This window comes from Arsenicibacter rosenii (assembly GCF_001870735.1).
GTDB lineage: Bacteria > Bacteroidota > Bacteroidia > Cytophagales > Spirosomataceae > Arsenicibacter > Arsenicibacter rosenii.
Map to the genome: position 1 here is coordinate 44,703 of NZ_MORL01000007.1, position 18,649 is coordinate 63,351.

The following is an 18,649-nucleotide window of genomic DNA, read 5'->3' on the forward strand; positions in this document are numbered from 1 at the left end:
ACCGCCTATGAGAACGGCCCTCGCCTTTATCGGGATTACCCTGTTATGGTTGCTGACAGGTGGCAGCCTCTGCGCGCAGCCGAACACGCTGCCGCTGGAGTTTGAACACATTCAGGAGCAGCAGGGCTTATCGCATAACCTGATGGGCGCCATTCTCCGCGACCGGAACGGGTTTCTCTGGCTGGGTACAATCGACGGCCTGAACCGCTTCGACGGCACCCATTTTACCGTATTTAAAAGCGGCCTGACCGGCAAACAGTCACTCAGCAACAACCGGGTTCATTCACTCTGTGAAGATAAGCGGGGCTACATCTGGATCGGCACCCGCCGTGGTATCAATTACGTTGATCCGGCAACGCAGCAGATTACCCGGATTGATTCGGTAAACGGCCGGCGGCTCAGCGTTTGTTACAGTATTGTTTGCGACCGGCGGGGCGATGTCTGGTTTTCCGACGGTGGCATTGGTCTGGTGTGCTACCGGGTAAAGACCGGCCGGTATGACCTGTATCCGGTTTCATCGACCGATCCGAAAATGCTGACGGCCCACATTACCCGCAACGGATTGCTCGAAGACCCGTACCGCAACGGGCTCTGGATGACTACCCCCGAAGGCCTCCACTACCTCGATACCGGTACAAACACGTTCTACAGCCACCGGCATAATCCCGGAGCGCTGCCGGTTTTTACAAAGCACAGCACATCGGCTCTGGCGATGGATGGCTCCAGACTGATTTTTTCGGACAATGAGGCACAGGCCATCAGGGTGTTTGACGCCAGAACACGCCGCCTGCAGCAGGCAATCCGGCTGACCGCTACCCGCAACCGTGAGCCGTTTCCGGTCGGGACGATTTTCATCGACCGGAACCATAATTTCTGGGTAAGTTCGTGGTCGTTTACCCTGTTTTTTATTGAGGGCGGAACAGGTAAGGCTACGGAGTTTTTTCACGATGAGGCCGTAAAGACGTCTGTAGCCGCTAATTTTTTCTGGGATGCCTGGCAACACCCCGACGGCTCAATCTGGCTGGCGACCATGAACGGACTGTCGATTACGAATCCCGAACGGACGTTTTATACCATTTACGACCTCAAACGCTTCGATCCGACCATCAACGACTATTTCGGTATTTCGTCGATGGCCGCCGACGGGGATACCTGGTGGCTGACGACGCCCAAATACCTGATGCGGTTCAACCGGATCACCAATCAGTTTGAACGGTATCTGCTGCCGGTGCAGGAAGAAAACAACTATACCCCCAACCTGCCGCAGGTTATCCGTGACCCCGTCCGGAACCGGCTGTTTATCCGGTTCTGGCGGCAGATTGTCACGTTCGACATGACCCGAAAGACGTTTTCGCCCTTTCGCATTCCTGAAAGCATGCTGAAACCGGATGGTGATACGTGGTTGTCGTACATGGATGTGCAGGGACCATACCTGTGGCTCTACGGCACGTTTATGGCCGGGCTCCGGTATGACCTGCAACGCCATACCTGGGAGAAAATCCCGATTCCGAAGCCGGCCGAACACTTTCACATTACCTGGGCCGCCGCTGACCGGCAGGGGACCTACTGGCTGAATGGTTTCCCGAATGGTTTTTACCGGCTCAACACGTCCCGCAACCGGTTTGAACTGCACACCCGCAACCCGCTGCCTGATTATTACAAGCGCTGCCGGTCGTTTATGATCGACCGGCAAAATGCCTTCTGGCTGCCGGCCGACGGGGCAGGCCTGGCCCGGTACATACCGGCGTCGGATACGTTCCGGTTGTGGGGAGCAAAGGAGGGAGTGGACCCCAACAACTACGGAATGGGGAGTATCGATGAGGCGGGGCAGGTGTGGGTGCCGTTCTATAACCGGTTCTGGGTGTTTTCGCCGCAGAAAAAGCACGCCCGCTCGTTTACGTTACAGATCAACGAAAGCGAATACCAGTACGCCAATAACCTGATCAAGCTCCCGGACGGCAACATTCTGGCCTCGCTGAAGGGGTATCTCGTGGCGTTTATGCCCGGCCGTTATGGGAAGCCCATGCCCGCGCCGCAGGTGCTGATCAACAGCGTGTCGCCGCCTGATACGAGTTACATGGTGGGCAACCGGACAAAAGAGATGGCGCTGAGCGTTGACGAAAACACGTTCACCATCGACTATTCGGTCATAACGCCGCACCCCATCCATAAATACCGGTTTAAACTTGACGGCTACGATGACAACTGGCGGGAAGCGGGGCGCAAAACCATGGCGGGATATACCAAGATTCCCGGTGGTACGTATACATTTCGGGTGAAAGCCATTGATGATGATACCGGGACGGCCGAAGCTACGCTGAAAATCGTGGTCGATACGGAGTTCTACAAAAAGACCTGGTTTAAGCTGCTGCTCCTGCTCGCCGTAGCAGGTCTGACGCTGGCATTTCTGCATTACCGCACGCAGCAGACGGCCAAACTGCATCATCTCCAGATGCAGGCCACCCGCCTGGAACGGGACAAAACCGACATACAATACCAGAACCTGATTAATCATCTCAACCCGCATTTCCTGTTCAACAGCCTGACCTCGCTCAACAGCCTGATTGTGAACGAACCACGGCAGGCTTCCCGGTTTTTGCAGAAACTCTCGGCGATTTACCGCTACATTCTCCAGAATAAGGAAAAGGAAACGGTGAGTGTGGAGCACGAGCTCAGTTTTGTGCGCCACTACATTGACCTGCAGCAGTCTCGTTTTGAGGACGGGCTGCACATTACCCTCGACGTGCCGGCCGGGTGCCTCACGCGGGGCGTGGTGCCGGTGACCTTGCAAAACCTGCTCGAAAACGCCATCAAGCACAACACCATCGAAGACGAAAAGCCGCTCTATATCCGCGTCTATGCCGACGGCGACTACCTGTGCGTCGAAAACAGTTTACAGAAAAAACACTTTGTCGAGACCTCCAACAAGCAGGGCCTCGACAGCCTGAAAACGCTCTACGGTTACCTCAGCGATAAGCCCGTCCGGATCCTCGACGGACCCGATACCTTTACCGTCATGGTCCCGTTTTTGTAGACCTCTTGCCGAACCGCCCGTTGCGCCTGGCCGCCTGAACGGGGAATCGCCCTGATCTACCGACGCGGCGCTGTTTAGTTCCTGCCTGAACTGACTTGTTTACTGCTTCATGACCGACTTATGAATTGGTTAAAAAGCTAAATTGGGGTCTGAAAGCGGTACATCAGCAGCGTTTAGACCACTATTATCAGCCCCTCTCTATGCCTCAAACCTCCATCCCTCAACAAATCATTGCCTTAAAAGACGCCGATCTGGCGATGCGGGACCAGCTGATCCGGACCGGGCAGCTGGGTGAGGGCTATCACCCGGACATGGCGCAGCTGCATAACCACAATGCGGCCGTCTTGGACGACATCATCGACCGCATCGGCTTCCCGACTGTAGACGCTGTCGGGAAGGAAGCGAGTGAGGCGGCGTGGCTGGTAATGCAGCACGCCATCGGGCAACCGGTCTTTATGAAAAAGTGCTGCGCCCTGCTCGAACAGGCCGTGCTGGCGCAGCAGGCTAATCCCATCCACCTTGCCTATCTCACCGACCGGATTGCGGCGCTCGAAGGCAAACCGCAACGCTACGGAACCCAGTTTGACTGGGACGAAAACGGCAGGTTAAGCCCCAACCTGTATGATGACCTCGCCAGCGTCAACAACCGGCGCCAGGCCATCGGCCTGAACTCCCTCGACGAGCAAACGGCTCTGATCAGGAAACAGGCCGCGCGCGAAAACCAGTCGCCGCCCGCCGATGCTGCCAAACGGCGGCAGGAAGCCGACGAGTGGCGCCGGTCTGTGGGTTGGCTGGCATGAGGTTTAAAAATGGATTTATCCCACGACTATATCCGAAAACATAGTTGTTTCTGATGCAGTCGTGGGGTAAGCTAAATCCGGATGGTCAACGGCTTATCTATTCACCTTCTTCCAGCATAAACAGCTCCTCAACCGGTTTGCCGAACTCCTGCGCCATTTTCAGGGCAAGGATCGTGGAGGGAACGTAGCGGCCGGTTTCGATGGAGTTGATCGTTTGCCGGCTCACCCCGATGCGTTCGGCTAAATCGGCCTGCGACCAGTTGTTTTCGGCCCGGGCAACTTTGATGCGGTTCTTCATACGCCAACCTCCTTCTCCAGCTCACGGCTGTTTTTATACAGTAAAAGCCTGAACCGGATCACAAACACCAGCAGAATCGTGAACATGTTATAAATCATGACCGATAGAAACGGACTGCCATGAATCAGAATAATGGCCAGACTCAGGATGATGTAATTGGCGTAGACACTCCACTGTAACGATTCCAGCCGCAGGTGCTGAATCATTTCGTCTTCGTGTTTCTCCCGCGCAAAGGCAATGAATAAAAGGCCGGTAATGATTCCGATGGCGGCTACCTCATCCGTAAAATTGGTATTCCCGAAAAGATTATCAAAAAAGAATTGATAGAGCCCATAGACTGATGATTTTTTGTCAGGAGCCTGAAGCGTGAGAAACGCAAATTTAAACTCAGCATAGGTGTAGAAAAGGCCTAATACCGCCGACGGAAGAAAAATAAGCCAGCCAATCAGACGGTAGCGATGAGGAAATAAGAGGTTCGTGTTCATGATGTTTACTGTTGGTAGCAAGGTTAAAAAGCCAGTACGCGTCGGACACTGCGCCGGTTTTTACGTAAGGTGAGCTGGAAATACAGGATAAAGAAGAGCAGTACGGTGAACATATTGTACATCAGTACGTTGTAAAATTCCAGTCCGTAAATCAGTACGATGGCCAGCATCAGTAAGGCGTAGTTCAGGTACACACTGGCCTGTAAGGCTTTCAGGCGTAACTGATTAATCATCTCGTCTTCAAGCTTCTCGCGGGAGAAACCAACAAACAGCAGGCCGGTGATCAGGGCAATGCACATGATTTCGTCCGTAAAATTAAGGCTGGTGGTGTCATAAAAATCCGATAACCAGTTATTGCTGATATGGACCGTGAGATAATCCTCAACGCCGGAATCCGGATTTAGCTCCAGATAGGCCCAGGTACCCAAAAAAGCAAGGATGAGGCCCCAGCCGATAAACCGGAAGTAATAGGGGAATAAGAGTGTTGTGTTCATGCGATTAGTATAAGTTTGTTTGTCCAAAAGTAAAGCTTGCTTTACATATAGTCAAACGAAGTGGTCTTTTTTTTCGTGTGCCTTTTGAGTAAACGGCATAAAAAAACCGGACAGCTGTCCGGTTTTGGTAACAATGAAGCAACAAGAGAGCTTACAGGGCAAAAATGCGGTCCATGAGGAGCCATTTTTCGCCGGGCTTCGCCATCGGCAGGGCCTGTTGGTAACGCCACATCAGGGCTTCCCATTCCTGCACTTTCGGGTTGGCGGCGTCGGCTGCCGCTTTCCGGTCGAAAGAAAACGTGTCGTCGGTTTCCATGATCATAAACAACCGTGGCCCGATGCGGTAGATTTCCATGTTGGTAATCCCCGCCGACCGGATGCTCTCGTCGATCTCCGGCCATATTTTTTCGTGATAGCGCTCATATTCAGCAATCAATGCCGGATCATCCTTCAGATCAAGCGCAAGACAATAACGCATATAGCTATTGAGTGAATGAGTGATTGGGTGATTGAGCAATTGCTGTTCACTCAATCGCTCAATCACCCAACCACTCAATTTTTAACTTGTGACCCCTTAAACCCGTACCAGGCGATGAAGGCGAAGCAGGCGGCAGGGAGCAGGAATGAAGTGGCAGTGTTACTGCTGTCGGCAATCATACCCATGATCGGCGGGAAGACAGCGCCCCCCACAATGCCCATGATGATGTACGATGACCCTTGCTTCGTAAACTGGCCCAGATCTTTCACGCCCAGCGCAAAGATGGTCGGGAACGTGATGCTCTGGAAGAAGAAGAAGGCCATCAGCGCATACAGCGAAATCTGACCAAGGTGCAGGTACACGACAAACAACAGCGCCACCATGATCACTGAATAAATGCCGAGCAGCACGTTGGCGCGGGTAAAACGCATGAAAAACGTACCGACAAAACGACCCACCATGAAGAAGGCCATGGCAATGCCTTGCAGATACGCCGCTTCCTGATCCGAAATGCGGGCGGTTTCGGTGGCGTAGTTAATGAAAAAGCCCCAGATACAGCCCTGTGCTCCCACATTAAGAAACTGCGAAAACACACCCAGTACAAAATGAGTGTGCTGGAAAAGCGTTTTGCCCGAGTGCGCATGGGCGTCGGTAACCAGCGCTTCTTCCTGAATTTCGGGCAGCGGTGTGCGGTAGAAAATAACGGCAACGACCAGTACGATGATCCCGACGATGATATACGGAAGCTGGATCGTATCCCAGCCCGCCTCGGCCGACGTATTGCTGCTACCGGCAAACATCAGCCAGCCACCGATTACCGGACCCGTAATGGCGCCCAGACCATTGAACGACTGGGCCAGGTTTAGCCGCTGCTCCGATGTTTCGGGCGAGCCCAGCACGGAAGCATACGGGTTGGCAGCGGTTTCGAGGAACGCCAGACCACAGGCCAGAATAAAAAGCGCAATCAGGAAAAATGTCCACGACTGGGCTTCGCCGGCCGGATACACCAGCAGACCACCGGCGGCGTAAAGCAGCAGCCCCATGATGATGCCGCGCTTATAGCCGAACCGCTTCATCATGTAGCCGGCCGGCAGGGCCATGATAAAATACGCGCCAAACGTAACAACCTGTACCCAGGCCGATTCTGACTTAGACAGGTTGAGAACAAGCTGGAATTTTTTGTTCAGTACGTCGAGCATACTGATGGCGAAACCCCACAGAAAAAATAAACTGGTAACCAGCGCAAACGCAAGGGTGGTATTCCCCTGTGGTGCGGAGGTTGCTTTGGCGGATGCCGACGGTGAAATCGAGGCCATAGAGTACGTTGATAAGAAGGTTAACGGGCTTTGTGAATGGGTTGCCGCACGGAGGTGAACCGGCGCGGCAACAGAAAACGAAAACTAGGTAATTGACCGGTCGAGATGCGTATAGCCACCATCGACATGGATCAGCTGACCCGTTGTGTGGCTTGATTTATCCGACAGCAGGAATACAATCATGTTGGCGATTTCTTCGGCCGTGGTCATGCGTTTTTCAAGCGGAATCTTGCTGACAATATCCTTCAGCTTTTCGTCCGGATTCGGGAGCGTTTTGATCCAGTTGGCATAGAGCGGCGTCCAGCACTCGGCCACAATCAGCGCGTTTACCCGGATGCCATAGGGCAGGAGCTCAACGGCCCATTCGCGGGTGAGGGCGTTGCGGCCACCGTTGGCCGCAGCATAGGCTGAGGTGTTGCCCTGGCCGGTTTCGGCCACTTTCGAGCCTACATTCACTATCGAGCCTTTGCTTTCTTTCAGCGCCGGCAGCGCATAGTGGGCCATCAGGTAATAATGTACCACGTTTTTGTGCAGCGAGGCCATGAAGGCTTCGTAGCTGCCGTTTTCCAGCCCGACACCGTCGTTGACACCGGCGTTGTTGACTAGTCCGTCGATGCGGCCGAATTGGGCCAGCGTTTCGTCAACGGCTTTTTTACACGCTTCGGGTTGGGTCAGTTCGGCCTCGATGGCAAAGGCTTTGCCGCCCGCTGCCACGATTTTGTCGACCGCTACCTGGTTGTCGGCGGCGTTCCGGCCAACGATAACCGGAATGGCTCCTTCGGCAGCGAGTGCGGTTGAGATGCCTTCGCCGATGCCCTTGGCACCACCGGTCACAATGATGATTTTATCCTGTAGGTTCAGATTCATGCGTTAAATGGGTTATGTTTTCTGAAAAAGCCGTTTGCATTAACCACGGCGCTCACAGAGGTATTGCACGGAGAACACGAAGTTTAGCGGAAATGGCTTTAGCGAAAACAGAATGACTGTCAGGGTGATCAAAGAGTATAAAACTGCACAGCGTTGTGGCCGAAAACCTTATCGCGGACCTCGGTTCCCCACGGCGCTACGTACTCTTCCACGATGTTTTTCACCTGTCCGTAACTGCCCGCCACCAGACAAACCGGCCAGTCGGAGCCGTACATGATCCGGTCAGGGCCGAAGTTTTCGAATACTACGTCGAGGTACGGGAAAAAGTCGTTGGTTGTCCAGCCCTGCCAGCTGGCTTCCGTTACCATGCCGGATACCTTGCAGTAAACGTTGGGTTGTTTCGCGATTTCGGCCATGTAGTTCGACCAGGTGTTGATTTTCTGGTCCTTGATATAGGGCTTGGCAATGTGATCGACCACAAACTTTACGTCGGGCAGCTCCCGCACCAGATGCAGGGCGGCTTTGAGCTGTGTCGGGTAAATCAGAATGTCGTAGGTGAAGTCGAAGGCAGTCAGCTGACGAATGCCTTTGATGATCTCCGGCCGCGCCAGAAAATCGTCGGCTTCAGCCTGTGCTACGTGGCGGAAACCTTTCAGCAGTTCATACTGCGAAAAATACTCCAGCTTGTCGTAGAGGTTATCGGCCCGCAGATCGACCCAGCCGACAACGCCCTGCACAATCGGGTAGGCGTCGGCCATCGACAGAAGAAACATGGTCTCGGCCTCTGACTGATCGGCCTGTACGGCCACGCAGCCGTCGACACCGTTTTCGGCCAGAACCGGCTCCAGGTCGGCCGGTAAAAAATCGCGCCGGATCACCGACATTTCTTCGGTAATCCAGGCATCACGTTCCGGATTGTAGAGCCAAAAGTGCTGATGTGCGTCAATGGTCATGGGAAAAAGAAGAAAACGGTACGGCTCCGAAGGCCGTACCGGATGCATGTAATTAGCTATAGGCAACGGCTACCTGACGCTGGCTGCCCAGCTGATCGATTCCGAGTTCAACCACATCGCCCGGTTTCAGGAAGCGCTGCGGATTGAGGCCGAGCCCTACACCGGCCGGCGTACCGGTCGTGATGACATCGCCCGGCAGCAGGGTCATAAACTGGCTGATGTAGCTGACCAGGGTCGGTACGTCGAAAATCATGTCGTCCGTATTCGAGTCCTGCAACATTTCGCCGTTGACCGACAGCCACAGGCGCAGGCTGTTCGGGTTAGCCACTTCGTCTTTCGTAACGAGGTAGGGCCCCAGCGGAGCGAATGTATCGCAGCTCTTGCCTTTTACCCACTGACCGCCACGCTCAATCTGGAACGCCCGTTCGCTGTAATCGTTATGGGTAGCATACCCGGCGATGTAGTCAAACGCCTCGTCTTTTTCGACGTAGGTCGCTTTTTTGCCGATGATGATGGCCAGTTCAACTTCCCAGTCTGTTTTTTCCGACCGTTTCGGAATCACTACATTATCGTTAGGACCAGACAGGGCCGTTGTCGATTTAAAGAACAGAATCGGTTCAGCGGGGGTAGGCGCGTTGGTTTCAGCCGCGTGTTTGGCGTAGTTCAGGCCTACACAAACGATTTTCGACGGCCGTTTTACACACGAAGCCAGCCGCGCATCGGCGGGCACTTCCGGACATGAAGCGGCATTGGCGTCCAGCCACTGAGCCAGCTTGTCGAGACCGCCGGTAGCGAAAAACGTTTCGTCATAATCCTGACCAAACGCCGATACGTCGATACGCTTGCCTTCTGATAGTTCAACAGCGGGTTTTTCGTTTTCGGGGGTGCCGAAGCGAAGAAGTTTCATAATTTGAGAGTTAATTTATTAGTAAGGAAAGAGACAAAAAGCAGATTTATAATTCCCTTTTAGCCGGAGACCCTAAAAAAAAGGGATGTGGTCACCTGACGCGAACACATCCCTTTAACCAGAAAGGAAATTGATGACTTACAGCGCGACAGCCTGACGATGGATGATAGCCTCACGGTCGGGCCCGGTCGAGATGAAACTGATCGGCAGGTTCAGCTCGCCTTCCAGGTAGCTAACATAGGCAGCCAGCTTAGCCGGAATGTCGTCGAAGGCGCGGATACCGTCGAGTGACGTGTTCCAGCCTTTAAATTCTTTATATACCGGCGTTACGTCTACGTCGCAGAGATCATACGGGAATTGCTCGGTTACTGTGCCGTCGGGCAGGATGTAGTGCGTACAGACTTTGATAGTATCGAAGATGTTCAGCACATCGACCTTCATCATAATCAGTTGCGACACCCCGTTGATCATGATCGCATACTTCAGCGCGGGCAGGTCGAGCCAGCCGCAGCGGCGTGGCCGGCCGGTTGTGGCACCAAACTCGCGGCCTTCCTTGCGGATGGCTTCGCCGGTTTCGTCGTGCAGTTCTGTCGGGAACGGCCCGCTGCCGACACGGGTGCAGTAGGCTTTGAAAATACCGTATACCTCACCGATCTGACGTGGGGCTACGCCAAGGCCCGTACAGGCACCGGCGGTCATGGTGTTAGAGCTGGTTACGAACGGATACGAACCGAAATCAATGTCGAGCAGAGAGCCCTGGGCACCTTCGGCCAGTACACGCTGCTCATTTTTCAGAGCACCGTTTACGGCATATTCGCTGTCGGTCAGCTGGAACTGCTTCATGAACTCAATGGCGGCGAAAAAATCGTCTTCGGCCTGAGGCAATACCGACTGGTAATCGAACTGGTAATGATCAAGCGTGGTTTTGTGCAGTGAAACCAGCGTATCGTATTTTTTGCGGAAATTGGCCGACAGGATATCGCCGACGCGGAGGCCGAGGCGGGCCACTTTGTCCTGATAGGTCGGGCCGATACCGCGCAGGGTAGAACCGATTTTTGCTTCGCCTTTCGACTGCTCAAAAGCGGCGTCGAGCAGACGGTGGGTTGGCAGAATGATTGATGCTTTTTTAGAAATGACCAGATTCTGGTGGATGTTGAGGTTGTATTTGGCCAATCCGTCGATTTCGCGGCGGAACACGATTGGGTCTAATACAACGCCGTTACCGATAATATTGAGGGTCTCATTCCGGAAAATACCCGATGGAATTTGGTGTAAAACGTGTTTGAAACCATCAAATTCGAGGGTGTGACCGGCATTCGGGCCGCCCTGAAAGCGGGCAACTACCTGATATTGTGGCGCCAAAACATCCACAATCTTGCCTTTCCCCTCGTCGCCCCATTGGAGGCCTAATAATACATCAACCATTAGATTGTTAACTTATTGGTGATACTCCCGATAAAATTCACACAAAGATACGCTAAGTTGCCGCTTATGGAACCAAAATCTGTAGTACGGAATGATATTCCGTATGGTAAAATAAGGCGTCCTGTTTCGCCGGAAGGGCGCCTCTGATACACTGATTGGTTTACAGGCGCTGCGTAACACGGAATATCATTCCGTGTTACATGACAGGTAACTTTATCGTAAACGTAGTGCCTTCGCCCGGTGTGCTGTCCACGAAGAAGTCGCCCTGATGGGCTTTGGTGATGATGTCGAACGAAAGCGACAGACCCAGCCCTGTGCCTTCGCCGGTGGGTTTGGTGGTGAAAAACGGCTGGAATACCTTACCGATAATGTCTTCGGGAATGCCGGGACCGTTGTCACGGATCACCAGCGTGACAAAACCGGGGGCGTTCGTGGCGGAACGACCGGCAGCGCTCCCTCCGCTCATGCCGCCACTGGTCGATAACCAGACCGTTGGCTGGAAGCCTTTCGGGGCAGTTTGTTGCTTTTGATCAAGGGCATAAAAGGCGTTGTTGAGCAAATTCAGTACAACGCGGCCAATGTCCTGCGTGGCCAGATTGACCGGCGGCAGGGCAGGGTCGAAGTCGGTCACGAGCTGGCAGTTAAAGGTTTTGTGGGCGGCCCGGTAGCCATGATACGCCAGCCGCAGGTATTCGTCGCTGAGGGCGTTGAGATCGGTCGGTTGCTTCTCGCCCGACGAGGTGCGGGAGTGTTCGAGCATGCCTTTCACAATTGAGCTGGCCCGTTTGCCATGGTGGGTAATCTTTTCGAGGTTCTGCCGCAGATCGCCCAGAATCTCGTCGACGAGCCCCTCGTCGCGGTCGTCGGCGGGGCGCTGCCGTTCGTCTTCGATTTCGGCAACAAGGTCGGCCGATACTTCCGAGAAGTTGTTGACGAAGTTGAGCGGGTTCTGGATTTCGTGGGCAATCCCGGCAGTCAGTTCGCCGAGAGAGGCCATTTTTTCTTTTTGGACCAACTGATCCTGAGTCGCTTTCAGGGTTTCGATCGATTCATTCAGGGCCGCCGTTCGTTCCTGCACCAGCCGTTCGAGGGTTTCGTTCTGGGCGGCCAGAATCTGCTGTTTCTCCTGTTCCTGGGCCAGTGAGCGCTCCGAAAGCCGTTTGACTTCGTCGAGATTTTTCCGTAGCGAGGTATGCGTACGGGTATAATCCTGCACCAGCGAAAAGGATAATCCGATGGGCACGCTCAGCAGGAAAAAAAACAGGAGAATAAGAACTGCCAGTAAGAATACCAGATTCTCGAATTGCCAGTCATAAAGTGCTGTCAGAATGCCGTTTAGTATTGCCAATATTGTGACGAATAGTAGCGCCAGAAGCGAAAAGCGTAAAGAGTTCCACGGTAATTTGTCGCCCGGTTGTCCGCGCTTTTTACCCAGCCAGCTGGTCCGTATATAGTCAAACCCAAAAAAAGTGGATGTAACGCCGACCAACCCTTCCGGAGGACTTCCGATTTGCCATTGAAATACGAAATTGACAGTTAGCAGCGTGATCGAAAGCAGAAATATCAAGCCTTTTGACCGGTTCAGATAGGTATATACTGCTGTCAGCAGGCAACCTGCCCCGATGTGTAGTCCGGCAACCTGAATCAGATCGATAAGCGATTGTTGTCTGAGGTTTGCATTGAGGTATTCAAATACGGATGCGCCAAACATAACAGCCAGGCTAAAGGAAGAAAGGCTGAGCATGGCGTTCACCTTCTGCCTTGGGTTTGCCCGGAAAAACATGAAATGTAACAAGGCAAGAATCGCAAAAATACCGGCCAGACCTGCGCCGATTGCTGCGTTGACAGAAGCATTGACTACCCGGTTAATGAGCGTATACTGCTTTGGCTCCACCCAGATTCTGAACGGTTCAATATGCGTATTTGCAAAAAAAACCTTTTCAGCCTTGTATTGGTAACGAATAGCCAGCAGGTGTTTACCGCTGTCGGGTAGTGTGACCGGGATATGCACAAATGCCATCAGGTTATCTGCCTGTTGCCTTTTGTCTGGCCGGATAGTGGCAATCAGTTTGCCGTCAAGATACAGCTCCGAACTGCCGGTCTGTTGAATAATGATTTCCCAGGGCTCTTGTTTATAGCGTTCATTGCCATAGATCCGGTGGTGGAACCAGGCTGTTTTGGCCTGTTTAATGGCTGCCCGTTGTTGGGGAGTATCTTCAAAAACGGCCCAGTGTTTGTCGGTGTAGGCAGGTTGTGCCCATACAAGCGAGTCACCGGCTTTGAAACGGCAGTCATCTGCTTCAAAATTAAGGCCCTCGCTATTTCCGGAAACAAATTGACAGAAAGCAATCCGACCCGAAAAAAACAGTAAAACCAGAAGTAAATAGCGCATGAGTTGGGGGAAAGACTGTTACCAGCATATCAATAGTAGTACATCCCCGGCAATTGATAAGCACCGTGCTGGCAAGGATGATACCGAAAGATAGTACATTTCTGCAAAAGCAGATAAGTACAGTACGGCTAGAATGTCAGGTTTTTCTTCTTTTAAGCATAAACGCGCAAGCCTTGACAAAAGCAATGCATATATCAACTAAACTGGTAAAACGAGCCATATACCTGTCGCTCGTTCCCGCCTTTGCTCTTTCAACCCTAACACAGGCGCAGCCCAAATGGCCGGCCATCACGCAGGAGACCAAACCCTGGACGCGGTGGTGGTGGATGGGGAGCGCTGTCAACCCCACCGATCTGACCCGGCTGATGGAACAGTATCAGAAAGCAGGGTTGGGCGGTGTCGAAATAACGCCGATCTATGGTGTCAAAGGCGCCGAAAACCAGTTTATTAACTTTCTGTCGCCGAAATGGATGGACGTCCTGGGCCATACGCTGAAAGAAGCCCGCCGCCTGAATATGGGCGTCGATATGGCACAGGCGTCAGGGTGGCCGTTTGGTGGCCCGTGGGTCGACCAGGCCGATGCCTGTAAGTATGTGGCGTCGAAAACGTTTACGCTGAAGGCCGGAGACCAGCTGACGGAGCCGGTCAGCTACATCCAGAAACCCATCACGCGGATTGTCGGCCAGCCGATTGACATCAAACAACTAGTTGAACCGATCATAAAGAATCCGGATCTTCAGCTTCATGCCTTTGATCAGGTACGGTTCGAAAAACCGCTGCCGTTGCAGTGCCTGATGGCCTATGCCGATAACGGGCAAATCATTGACCTGACCGCGAAGGTAGACGGCAGCGGTAAGCTGAACTGGACTGCACCGGCGGGAACCTGGACGTTGTACGCCGTTTTTGAAGGCTGGCACGGCAAAATGGTTGAACGCGCCGGACCGGGCGGCGAGGGCGATGTGATCGACCACTTCTCGAAACCGGCTACAGAGCACTACCTGAGCCATTTCGACAAGGCATTTAAAGGCCGTGATCTGACCGGCCTCCGGGCGTTCTTCAACGATTCGTATGAGGTAGACGATGCCAGCGGCGAAAGCAACTGGACACCGGCCATGTTTGGCGAGTTTAAAAAGCGGCGCGGCTATGACCTGCGGCTGCACTTGCCTGCGCTCTTCGGCAAGCCTGATACGGAGCCAAACAAACGGGTGCTGAGCGACTACCGAGAAACCATCTCGGAGTTGCTGCTCGAAAACTACACCAAAGTCTGGTCAGACTGGGCGAAGAAACACGGTAAAATCATCCGGAATCAGGCCCACGGCTCACCGGCCAATATTCTTGATCTTTACGCCATCACCGACATTCCCGAAATCGAGGGCATCGACGTCATGCGGATTAAATTTGCCTCGTCGGCGGCCCACGTGACGGGCAAAAAACTGACTTCGTCGGAATCGGCGACCTGGGAAAACGAGCATTTTCTGACCAAACTGAGCGATGTCAAAAAGGCCATGGACCGGTTTCTGCTCGGGGGCGTCAACCACACGTTTTATCACGGGACCAACTACTCGCCCCAAAATGCACCCTGGCCGGGCTGGCTGTTTTATGCCGCCGTTCACTTTAACCCGAACAACAGCTTCTGGACCGACTTCGGTAAGCTGAACCAATACGTCGCCCGTTGTCAGTCGTTTCTGCAGCAGGGCAAAGCGGGCAATGATGTGCTGGTATATCTGCCGATCTACGATGCGTATACCCGTCAGGGTAAGGTTTTGCTTCAGCATTTCGATGGTATCGATCATGGGTTTAAGGGGCTGCCGGTCGAGCATCATGCCAAAGACCTGTGGGAGCGGGGCTATGGCTTTGACTTTATCTCGGATAAGCAACTGCTCGGGGTAACGACTACGGGCGGCAGGTTGCAAACCGGCGGTACCAGCTACCGCACCATTGTTGTCCCGGAAGCGCAGTATATGCCGCTGCCAACGCTTGAGCAACTCATAAAACTGGCACAGCAGGGGGCCACTATCGTTTTTGCGGCCAAACTGCCCGACGAAGTGCCGGGCCTGGCTGACCTGGCAGCCCGTCAGGCGGCTTTCAAAAAGCTGCTGGCTGGTCTGACATTCACCGAAACCAACGGTATCCGCGAGGCAAAAGCAGGGCAGGGGCGTGTTTTTGTTGGCACCAACCTCGACGCAACGCTCAACGCCGCGGGTGTGCCGCGCGAAACGATGGTTGACAGTGGTCTGGAATTTATTCGCCGCGACCATGCCGAAGGGCAGTACTATTTTATCACCAACTGGAGCGATAAGGCCATCGACGGCTGGGTGCCGCTGGCAACCAAAGCGAATTCGGTAGCGATGTATAACCCGATGACGGAGCAAATGGGCATGGCCCGGAAGCAGGCATCGGCAACCGGTATGGACGTGTATGTGCAGTTGCCGCCGGGTGAGTCGTGCATTCTCGAAACCTCTGCTAAAATGATCAAAGCGACGGGTTATCCATATACCGAACCCGTGGCCGGGGCCGTTCCGCTGACCGGCAAATGGACGATCAGCTTCGTGTCGGGCGGGCCTGCGTTGCCCGCGCCGGTAACGACGGAGAAACTAGGGTCGTGGACCGAGCTGGACGGGGAGGATGTGAAGAGGTTCTCAGGAACTGCCACCTACACGCTGACGTTTGCCAAACCAGCCGGCGCGGCCGATGCCTGGGTACTCGATCTGGGCAGGGTGGCCGAGAGTGCCCGCGTGCAGCTCAATGGCAAAAACCTCGGTACGGTACTGGGGCCGGTCTACCAGCTGGAAATTCCGGCCGGTGCGCTGGCAGCGACCAATAAACTAGTCGTAACGGTATCAAACGGAATGGCCAACCGCATTGCCGACATGGACAAGCACAAGGTGGAATGGAAAACGTTTTATAATGTCAATATGTCGCCCCGGCTGCGCGAAAACCGTGGTGCCGACGGCAACTTCACGGCCGAAAACTGGTCGCCCCGACCTTCGGGTCTGCTCGGGCCGGTGACGCTGCGGCCGGTAAAGCGGACGTTTTAAGAGGTGCTGCTTTTAGTCTTAAAGCTCCGGATGTAGATCCGGAGCTTTTTTATGAGCCTGCCAGCGGCCGGCAAAATGAGTTCGTTATGTGTCTTTTACTATTTATGGTATATATGTTAGTTTCTATTATTACCATTACGTTAATTAGTGCTGAATTTTTACAACTTAACCCTGCATATGAAAACACATTACCTGCATAGGGAAGGGCGCGTGAAGCACTGGTGGCATGTGATGCTGACCCTGCTTTTCCTTACGATTGGTCATAGCGGTATTAGCTTTGGACTGGATGCTAAATCAGGGCAATCCGGTACGATTGTCAGTATGCCCGAGTATGGCATTACCGGTTTAACTACGTCGGCTGTAGTCGACGAAACAAGTAGCTGGCAGTATACGGTGCGGTTAACCCGCGCCCTGGAATACAAACGCCGGCGTACCAACGCTGCCATGCAGCGCAGTGCCGCTCAGGCCACGGTCAGTGGAAACACCCCGCCGGATACAACCCCGCCGGATACAACCCTTACGTCGAATCCGCCAAATCCGACAAACTCATCGTCTGCGACGTTTACCTTTACCGGATCGGATAATGTGACAGCGCCCGGAAATCTTACCTACGAAGTTCAGCTGGATGGCACAGGCTTTTCGTCCGGAGCCAGCCCGAAAACCTATACCGGCCTTGCCGACGGACCGCACACGTTTCAGGTGCGGGCGGTTGATGAGGCGGGCAATCCCGACCCAACGCCGGCATCCTATACCTGGAATATTGACACGACTCCGCCACCCGCCCCCGTGGTCATAGCCCCGGCCAACGGTTCTAAAACCAACAACAACAAACCTACCGTCAGAGGTACGGCCGAAGCTAATATTTCTGTAACTATTCTGATTGACGGAACGTCGGTGGGTACGGTTACGGCCAATGCAGGCGGTAAGTGGATGTTTACCCTCAGCAATGCCCTGGCAGATGGTTCACATACGGCGAAAGCCCGTGCAACCGATGATGCCGGTAATACGAGCGTGGACAGCAATACGAATACCTTTACCGTCGATACCACGGCACCCCCGGCACCTGTGGTAAGTGCCCCGGCCAACGGCTCCAGAACAAACAACAACAAACCTACTGTCAGCGGAACGGCAGAGGCCGGCAGCACTGTGACCGTTACGATTGATAACACAGACATCGGAACCACCACGGCCGATGCGTCCGGCAACTGGACATTTACTATAAGCAGTGCGCTGTCGGATGGGTCACACACGGCAAAAGCCCGTGCAACCGATGATGTGGGAAATACGGGGCCGGATAGCAATACGAATACCTTTACGGTAGATACTACGGCTCCCCCGGCACCGGTATTGAGTGCCCCTGCCAACGGCGCGGTGTTGAGTTCCGCCAGGCCCACCGTTAGCGGAACGGCAGAGGCCGGCAGCACTGTGACCGTTACGATTGATAACACAGACATCGGAACCACCACGGCAAACGCATCCGGCAACTGGTCGTATACGATCAACAGTGCCCTCTCGGAGGGCGCTCATACGGTCAAAGCCCGGGCAACTGATGATGTAGGAAATACTGGTATCATAAGCAGTACTAATTCGTTTACAATTGCGGCAGTACCTGTCGTAAGTGGTTTTGCGTCAGCCGGGGCTTCGGTTTGTGAAGGTACTCCTCTAACACTAACGGCTACAGTCAGTAATGTGACCGGTAGCTATGCCTACACCCTGACGAATGGAAGCAGTCCACTGTCGGGGACCTCGGCGGCCACTACCTTTTCGCAGGCGCTTAATGGTGTGAGCCCCGGAAATTATACCTACACGCTGACAGTGAGTAGCAACGGGTTGAGCACAACCGCTACGACATCGGTATCGGTGGGGAGCCAACCCGCTGTCAGCAGTGTTTCGGCAGGGGGCGTGCTGGGCAACGGCACCTGTTCGGTTGCTCTGAGCGGCATCGGTGTCGGTAGTAGTTTTGTCGTGACGGGTCCTAATGGCTTTGTTTATTCAACCGTATACCGGCAGGCTGGCGCCCATACGGTTACAATACCGGCAGTCACCACGCCGGGGACCTATACCATGACTGCCTCAAGCGGCAATTGTTCGGCCGCCGTGCAGACAGTGGTGACCGGTACTGCCTGTCGATAGAACTTTTTTTACACAAAATAAAAAAGCCT

The 18,649-nt window shown here is 53.8% G+C and carries 14 protein-coding genes; 4 read left to right on the forward strand and 10 right to left on the reverse strand.

Annotated features, from left to right (window positions below; all coding sequences use genetic code 11):
- Positions 1-7 precede the first annotated feature (7 nt).
- Together BLX24_RS14685 and BLX24_RS14690 are read left to right on the forward strand one after the other, a co-directional pair.
- Positions 8-3,034, forward strand: a complete 3,027-nt coding sequence (locus BLX24_RS14685; protein ID WP_071503917.1) for a histidine kinase — start codon at positions 8-10, stop codon at positions 3,032-3,034.
- A gap of 200 nt (positions 3,035-3,234) precedes the next feature.
- Entirely contained in the window at positions 3,235-3,834 is a 600-nt protein-coding gene (locus tag BLX24_RS14690) for a DUF6624 domain-containing protein (protein ID WP_071503918.1), read from the forward strand.
- A 97-nt stretch (positions 3,835-3,931) separates the two neighbouring features.
- Here the strand turns inward: BLX24_RS14690 and BLX24_RS14695 are convergent, their stop codons facing one another.
- The 10 genes from BLX24_RS14695 to BLX24_RS31710 all read right to left on the reverse strand — a co-directional run bounded on the left by BLX24_RS14695 (position 3,932) and on the right by BLX24_RS31710 (position 13,449).
- Positions 3,932-4,132, reverse strand: coding sequence for a helix-turn-helix transcriptional regulator (locus BLX24_RS14695; protein ID WP_071503919.1), 201 nt, complete (start codon positions 4,130-4,132; stop codon positions 3,932-3,934).
- Entirely contained in the window at positions 4,129-4,617 is a 489-nt protein-coding gene (locus tag BLX24_RS14700) for a hypothetical protein (protein ID WP_071503920.1), read from the reverse strand. Before BLX24_RS14700 ends, BLX24_RS14695 begins: the two co-directional genes overlap by 4 nt.
- A gap of 23 nt (positions 4,618-4,640) precedes the next feature.
- Positions 4,641-5,111 (reverse strand): hypothetical protein, encoded by a 471-nt coding sequence (locus tag BLX24_RS14705; protein ID WP_071503921.1) that lies wholly within the window; start codon positions 5,109-5,111, stop codon positions 4,641-4,643.
- Positions 5,112-5,262: 151 nt separating this feature from the next.
- Positions 5,263-5,589, reverse strand: a complete 327-nt coding sequence (locus BLX24_RS14710) for an L-rhamnose mutarotase (RefSeq protein ID WP_071503922.1) — start codon at positions 5,587-5,589, stop codon at positions 5,263-5,265.
- Between the two features lie 74 nt (positions 5,590-5,663).
- Positions 5,664-6,905, reverse strand: coding sequence for an L-fucose:H+ symporter permease (gene fucP, locus BLX24_RS14715; RefSeq protein WP_071503923.1), 1,242 nt, complete (start codon positions 6,903-6,905; stop codon positions 5,664-5,666).
- Positions 6,906-6,989: 84 nt separating this feature from the next.
- Entirely contained in the window at positions 6,990-7,772 is a 783-nt protein-coding gene (locus BLX24_RS14720; protein WP_071503924.1) for an L-fucose dehydrogenase, read from the reverse strand.
- A 128-nt stretch (positions 7,773-7,900) separates the two neighbouring features.
- Positions 7,901-8,725, reverse strand: coding sequence for an amidohydrolase family protein (locus BLX24_RS14725; RefSeq protein WP_071504132.1), 825 nt, complete (start codon positions 8,723-8,725; stop codon positions 7,901-7,903).
- 52 nt (positions 8,726-8,777) lie between these two features.
- A complete protein-coding gene (locus tag BLX24_RS14730) occupies positions 8,778-9,632 on the reverse strand; it encodes a fumarylacetoacetate hydrolase family protein (protein WP_071503925.1) in 855 nt (284 codons plus the stop codon).
- A gap of 138 nt (positions 9,633-9,770) precedes the next feature.
- A complete protein-coding gene (locus BLX24_RS14735; RefSeq protein ID WP_071503926.1) occupies positions 9,771-11,057 on the reverse strand; it encodes an adenylosuccinate synthase in 1,287 nt (428 codons plus the stop codon).
- A gap of 196 nt (positions 11,058-11,253) precedes the next feature.
- The gene (locus tag BLX24_RS31710) at positions 11,254-13,449 is read right to left on the reverse strand and encodes a sensor histidine kinase (protein WP_083421993.1); all 2,196 of its coding nucleotides are present in this window, start codon (positions 13,447-13,449) and stop codon (positions 11,254-11,256) included.
- Between the two features lie 185 nt (positions 13,450-13,634).
- On the opposite strand from BLX24_RS31710, the gene BLX24_RS14745 reads away from it, so the two are divergent.
- Both BLX24_RS14745 and BLX24_RS14750 read left to right on the forward strand, forming a co-directional pair.
- Positions 13,635-16,487 carry a glycosyl hydrolase gene (locus BLX24_RS14745; protein WP_083421994.1) on the forward strand — a complete coding sequence of 951 codons (2,853 nt, stop codon included), beginning with the start codon at positions 13,635-13,637 and terminating at the stop codon, positions 16,485-16,487.
- A gap of 177 nt (positions 16,488-16,664) precedes the next feature.
- Positions 16,665-18,620: an Ig-like domain-containing protein gene (locus tag BLX24_RS14750; RefSeq protein ID WP_143092689.1), complete on the forward strand. Its 1,956-nt coding sequence runs from the start codon at positions 16,665-16,667 to the stop codon at positions 18,618-18,620.
- Positions 18,621-18,649: the final 29 nt, after the last annotated feature.

Bases quoted from the DNA above. Each gene is read 5' to 3' on its own strand.
- BLX24_RS14700 (WP_071503920.1), bottom strand. From the start codon at position 4,617: ATGAACACGAACCTCTTATTTCCTCATCGCTACCGTCTGATTGGCTGG.
- BLX24_RS14750 (WP_143092689.1), top strand. From the start codon at position 16,665: ATGAAAACACATTACCTGCATAGGGAAGGGCGCGTGAAGCACTGGTGG.
- BLX24_RS14725 (WP_071504132.1), bottom strand. From the start codon at position 8,725: ATGACCATTGACGCACATCAGCACTTTTGGCTCTACAATCCGGAACGT.
- BLX24_RS31710 (WP_083421993.1), bottom strand. From the start codon at position 13,449: ATGCGCTATTTACTTCTGGTTTTACTGTTTTTTTCGGGTCGGATTGCT.
- BLX24_RS14705 (WP_071503921.1), bottom strand. From the start codon at position 5,111: ATGAACACAACACTCTTATTCCCCTATTACTTCCGGTTTATCGGCTGG.
- BLX24_RS14745 (WP_083421994.1), top strand. From the start codon at position 13,635: ATGCATATATCAACTAAACTGGTAAAACGAGCCATATACCTGTCGCTC.
- BLX24_RS14690 (WP_071503918.1), top strand. From the start codon at position 3,235: ATGCCTCAAACCTCCATCCCTCAACAAATCATTGCCTTAAAAGACGCC.
- BLX24_RS14730 (WP_071503925.1), bottom strand. From the start codon at position 9,632: ATGAAACTTCTTCGCTTCGGCACCCCCGAAAACGAAAAACCCGCTGTT.
- BLX24_RS14735 (WP_071503926.1), bottom strand. From the start codon at position 11,057: ATGGTTGATGTATTATTAGGCCTCCAATGGGGCGACGAGGGGAAAGGC.
- BLX24_RS14710 (WP_071503922.1), bottom strand. From the start codon at position 5,589: ATGCGTTATTGTCTTGCGCTTGATCTGAAGGATGATCCGGCATTGATT.
- BLX24_RS14685 (WP_071503917.1), top strand. From the start codon at position 8: ATGAGAACGGCCCTCGCCTTTATCGGGATTACCCTGTTATGGTTGCTG.
- BLX24_RS14695 (WP_071503919.1), bottom strand. From the start codon at position 4,132: ATGAAGAACCGCATCAAAGTTGCCCGGGCCGAAAACAACTGGTCGCAG.
- BLX24_RS14720 (WP_071503924.1), bottom strand. From the start codon at position 7,772: ATGAATCTGAACCTACAGGATAAAATCATCATTGTGACCGGTGGTGCC.
- fucP (WP_071503923.1), bottom strand. From the start codon at position 6,905: ATGGCCTCGATTTCACCGTCGGCATCCGCCAAAGCAACCTCCGCACCA.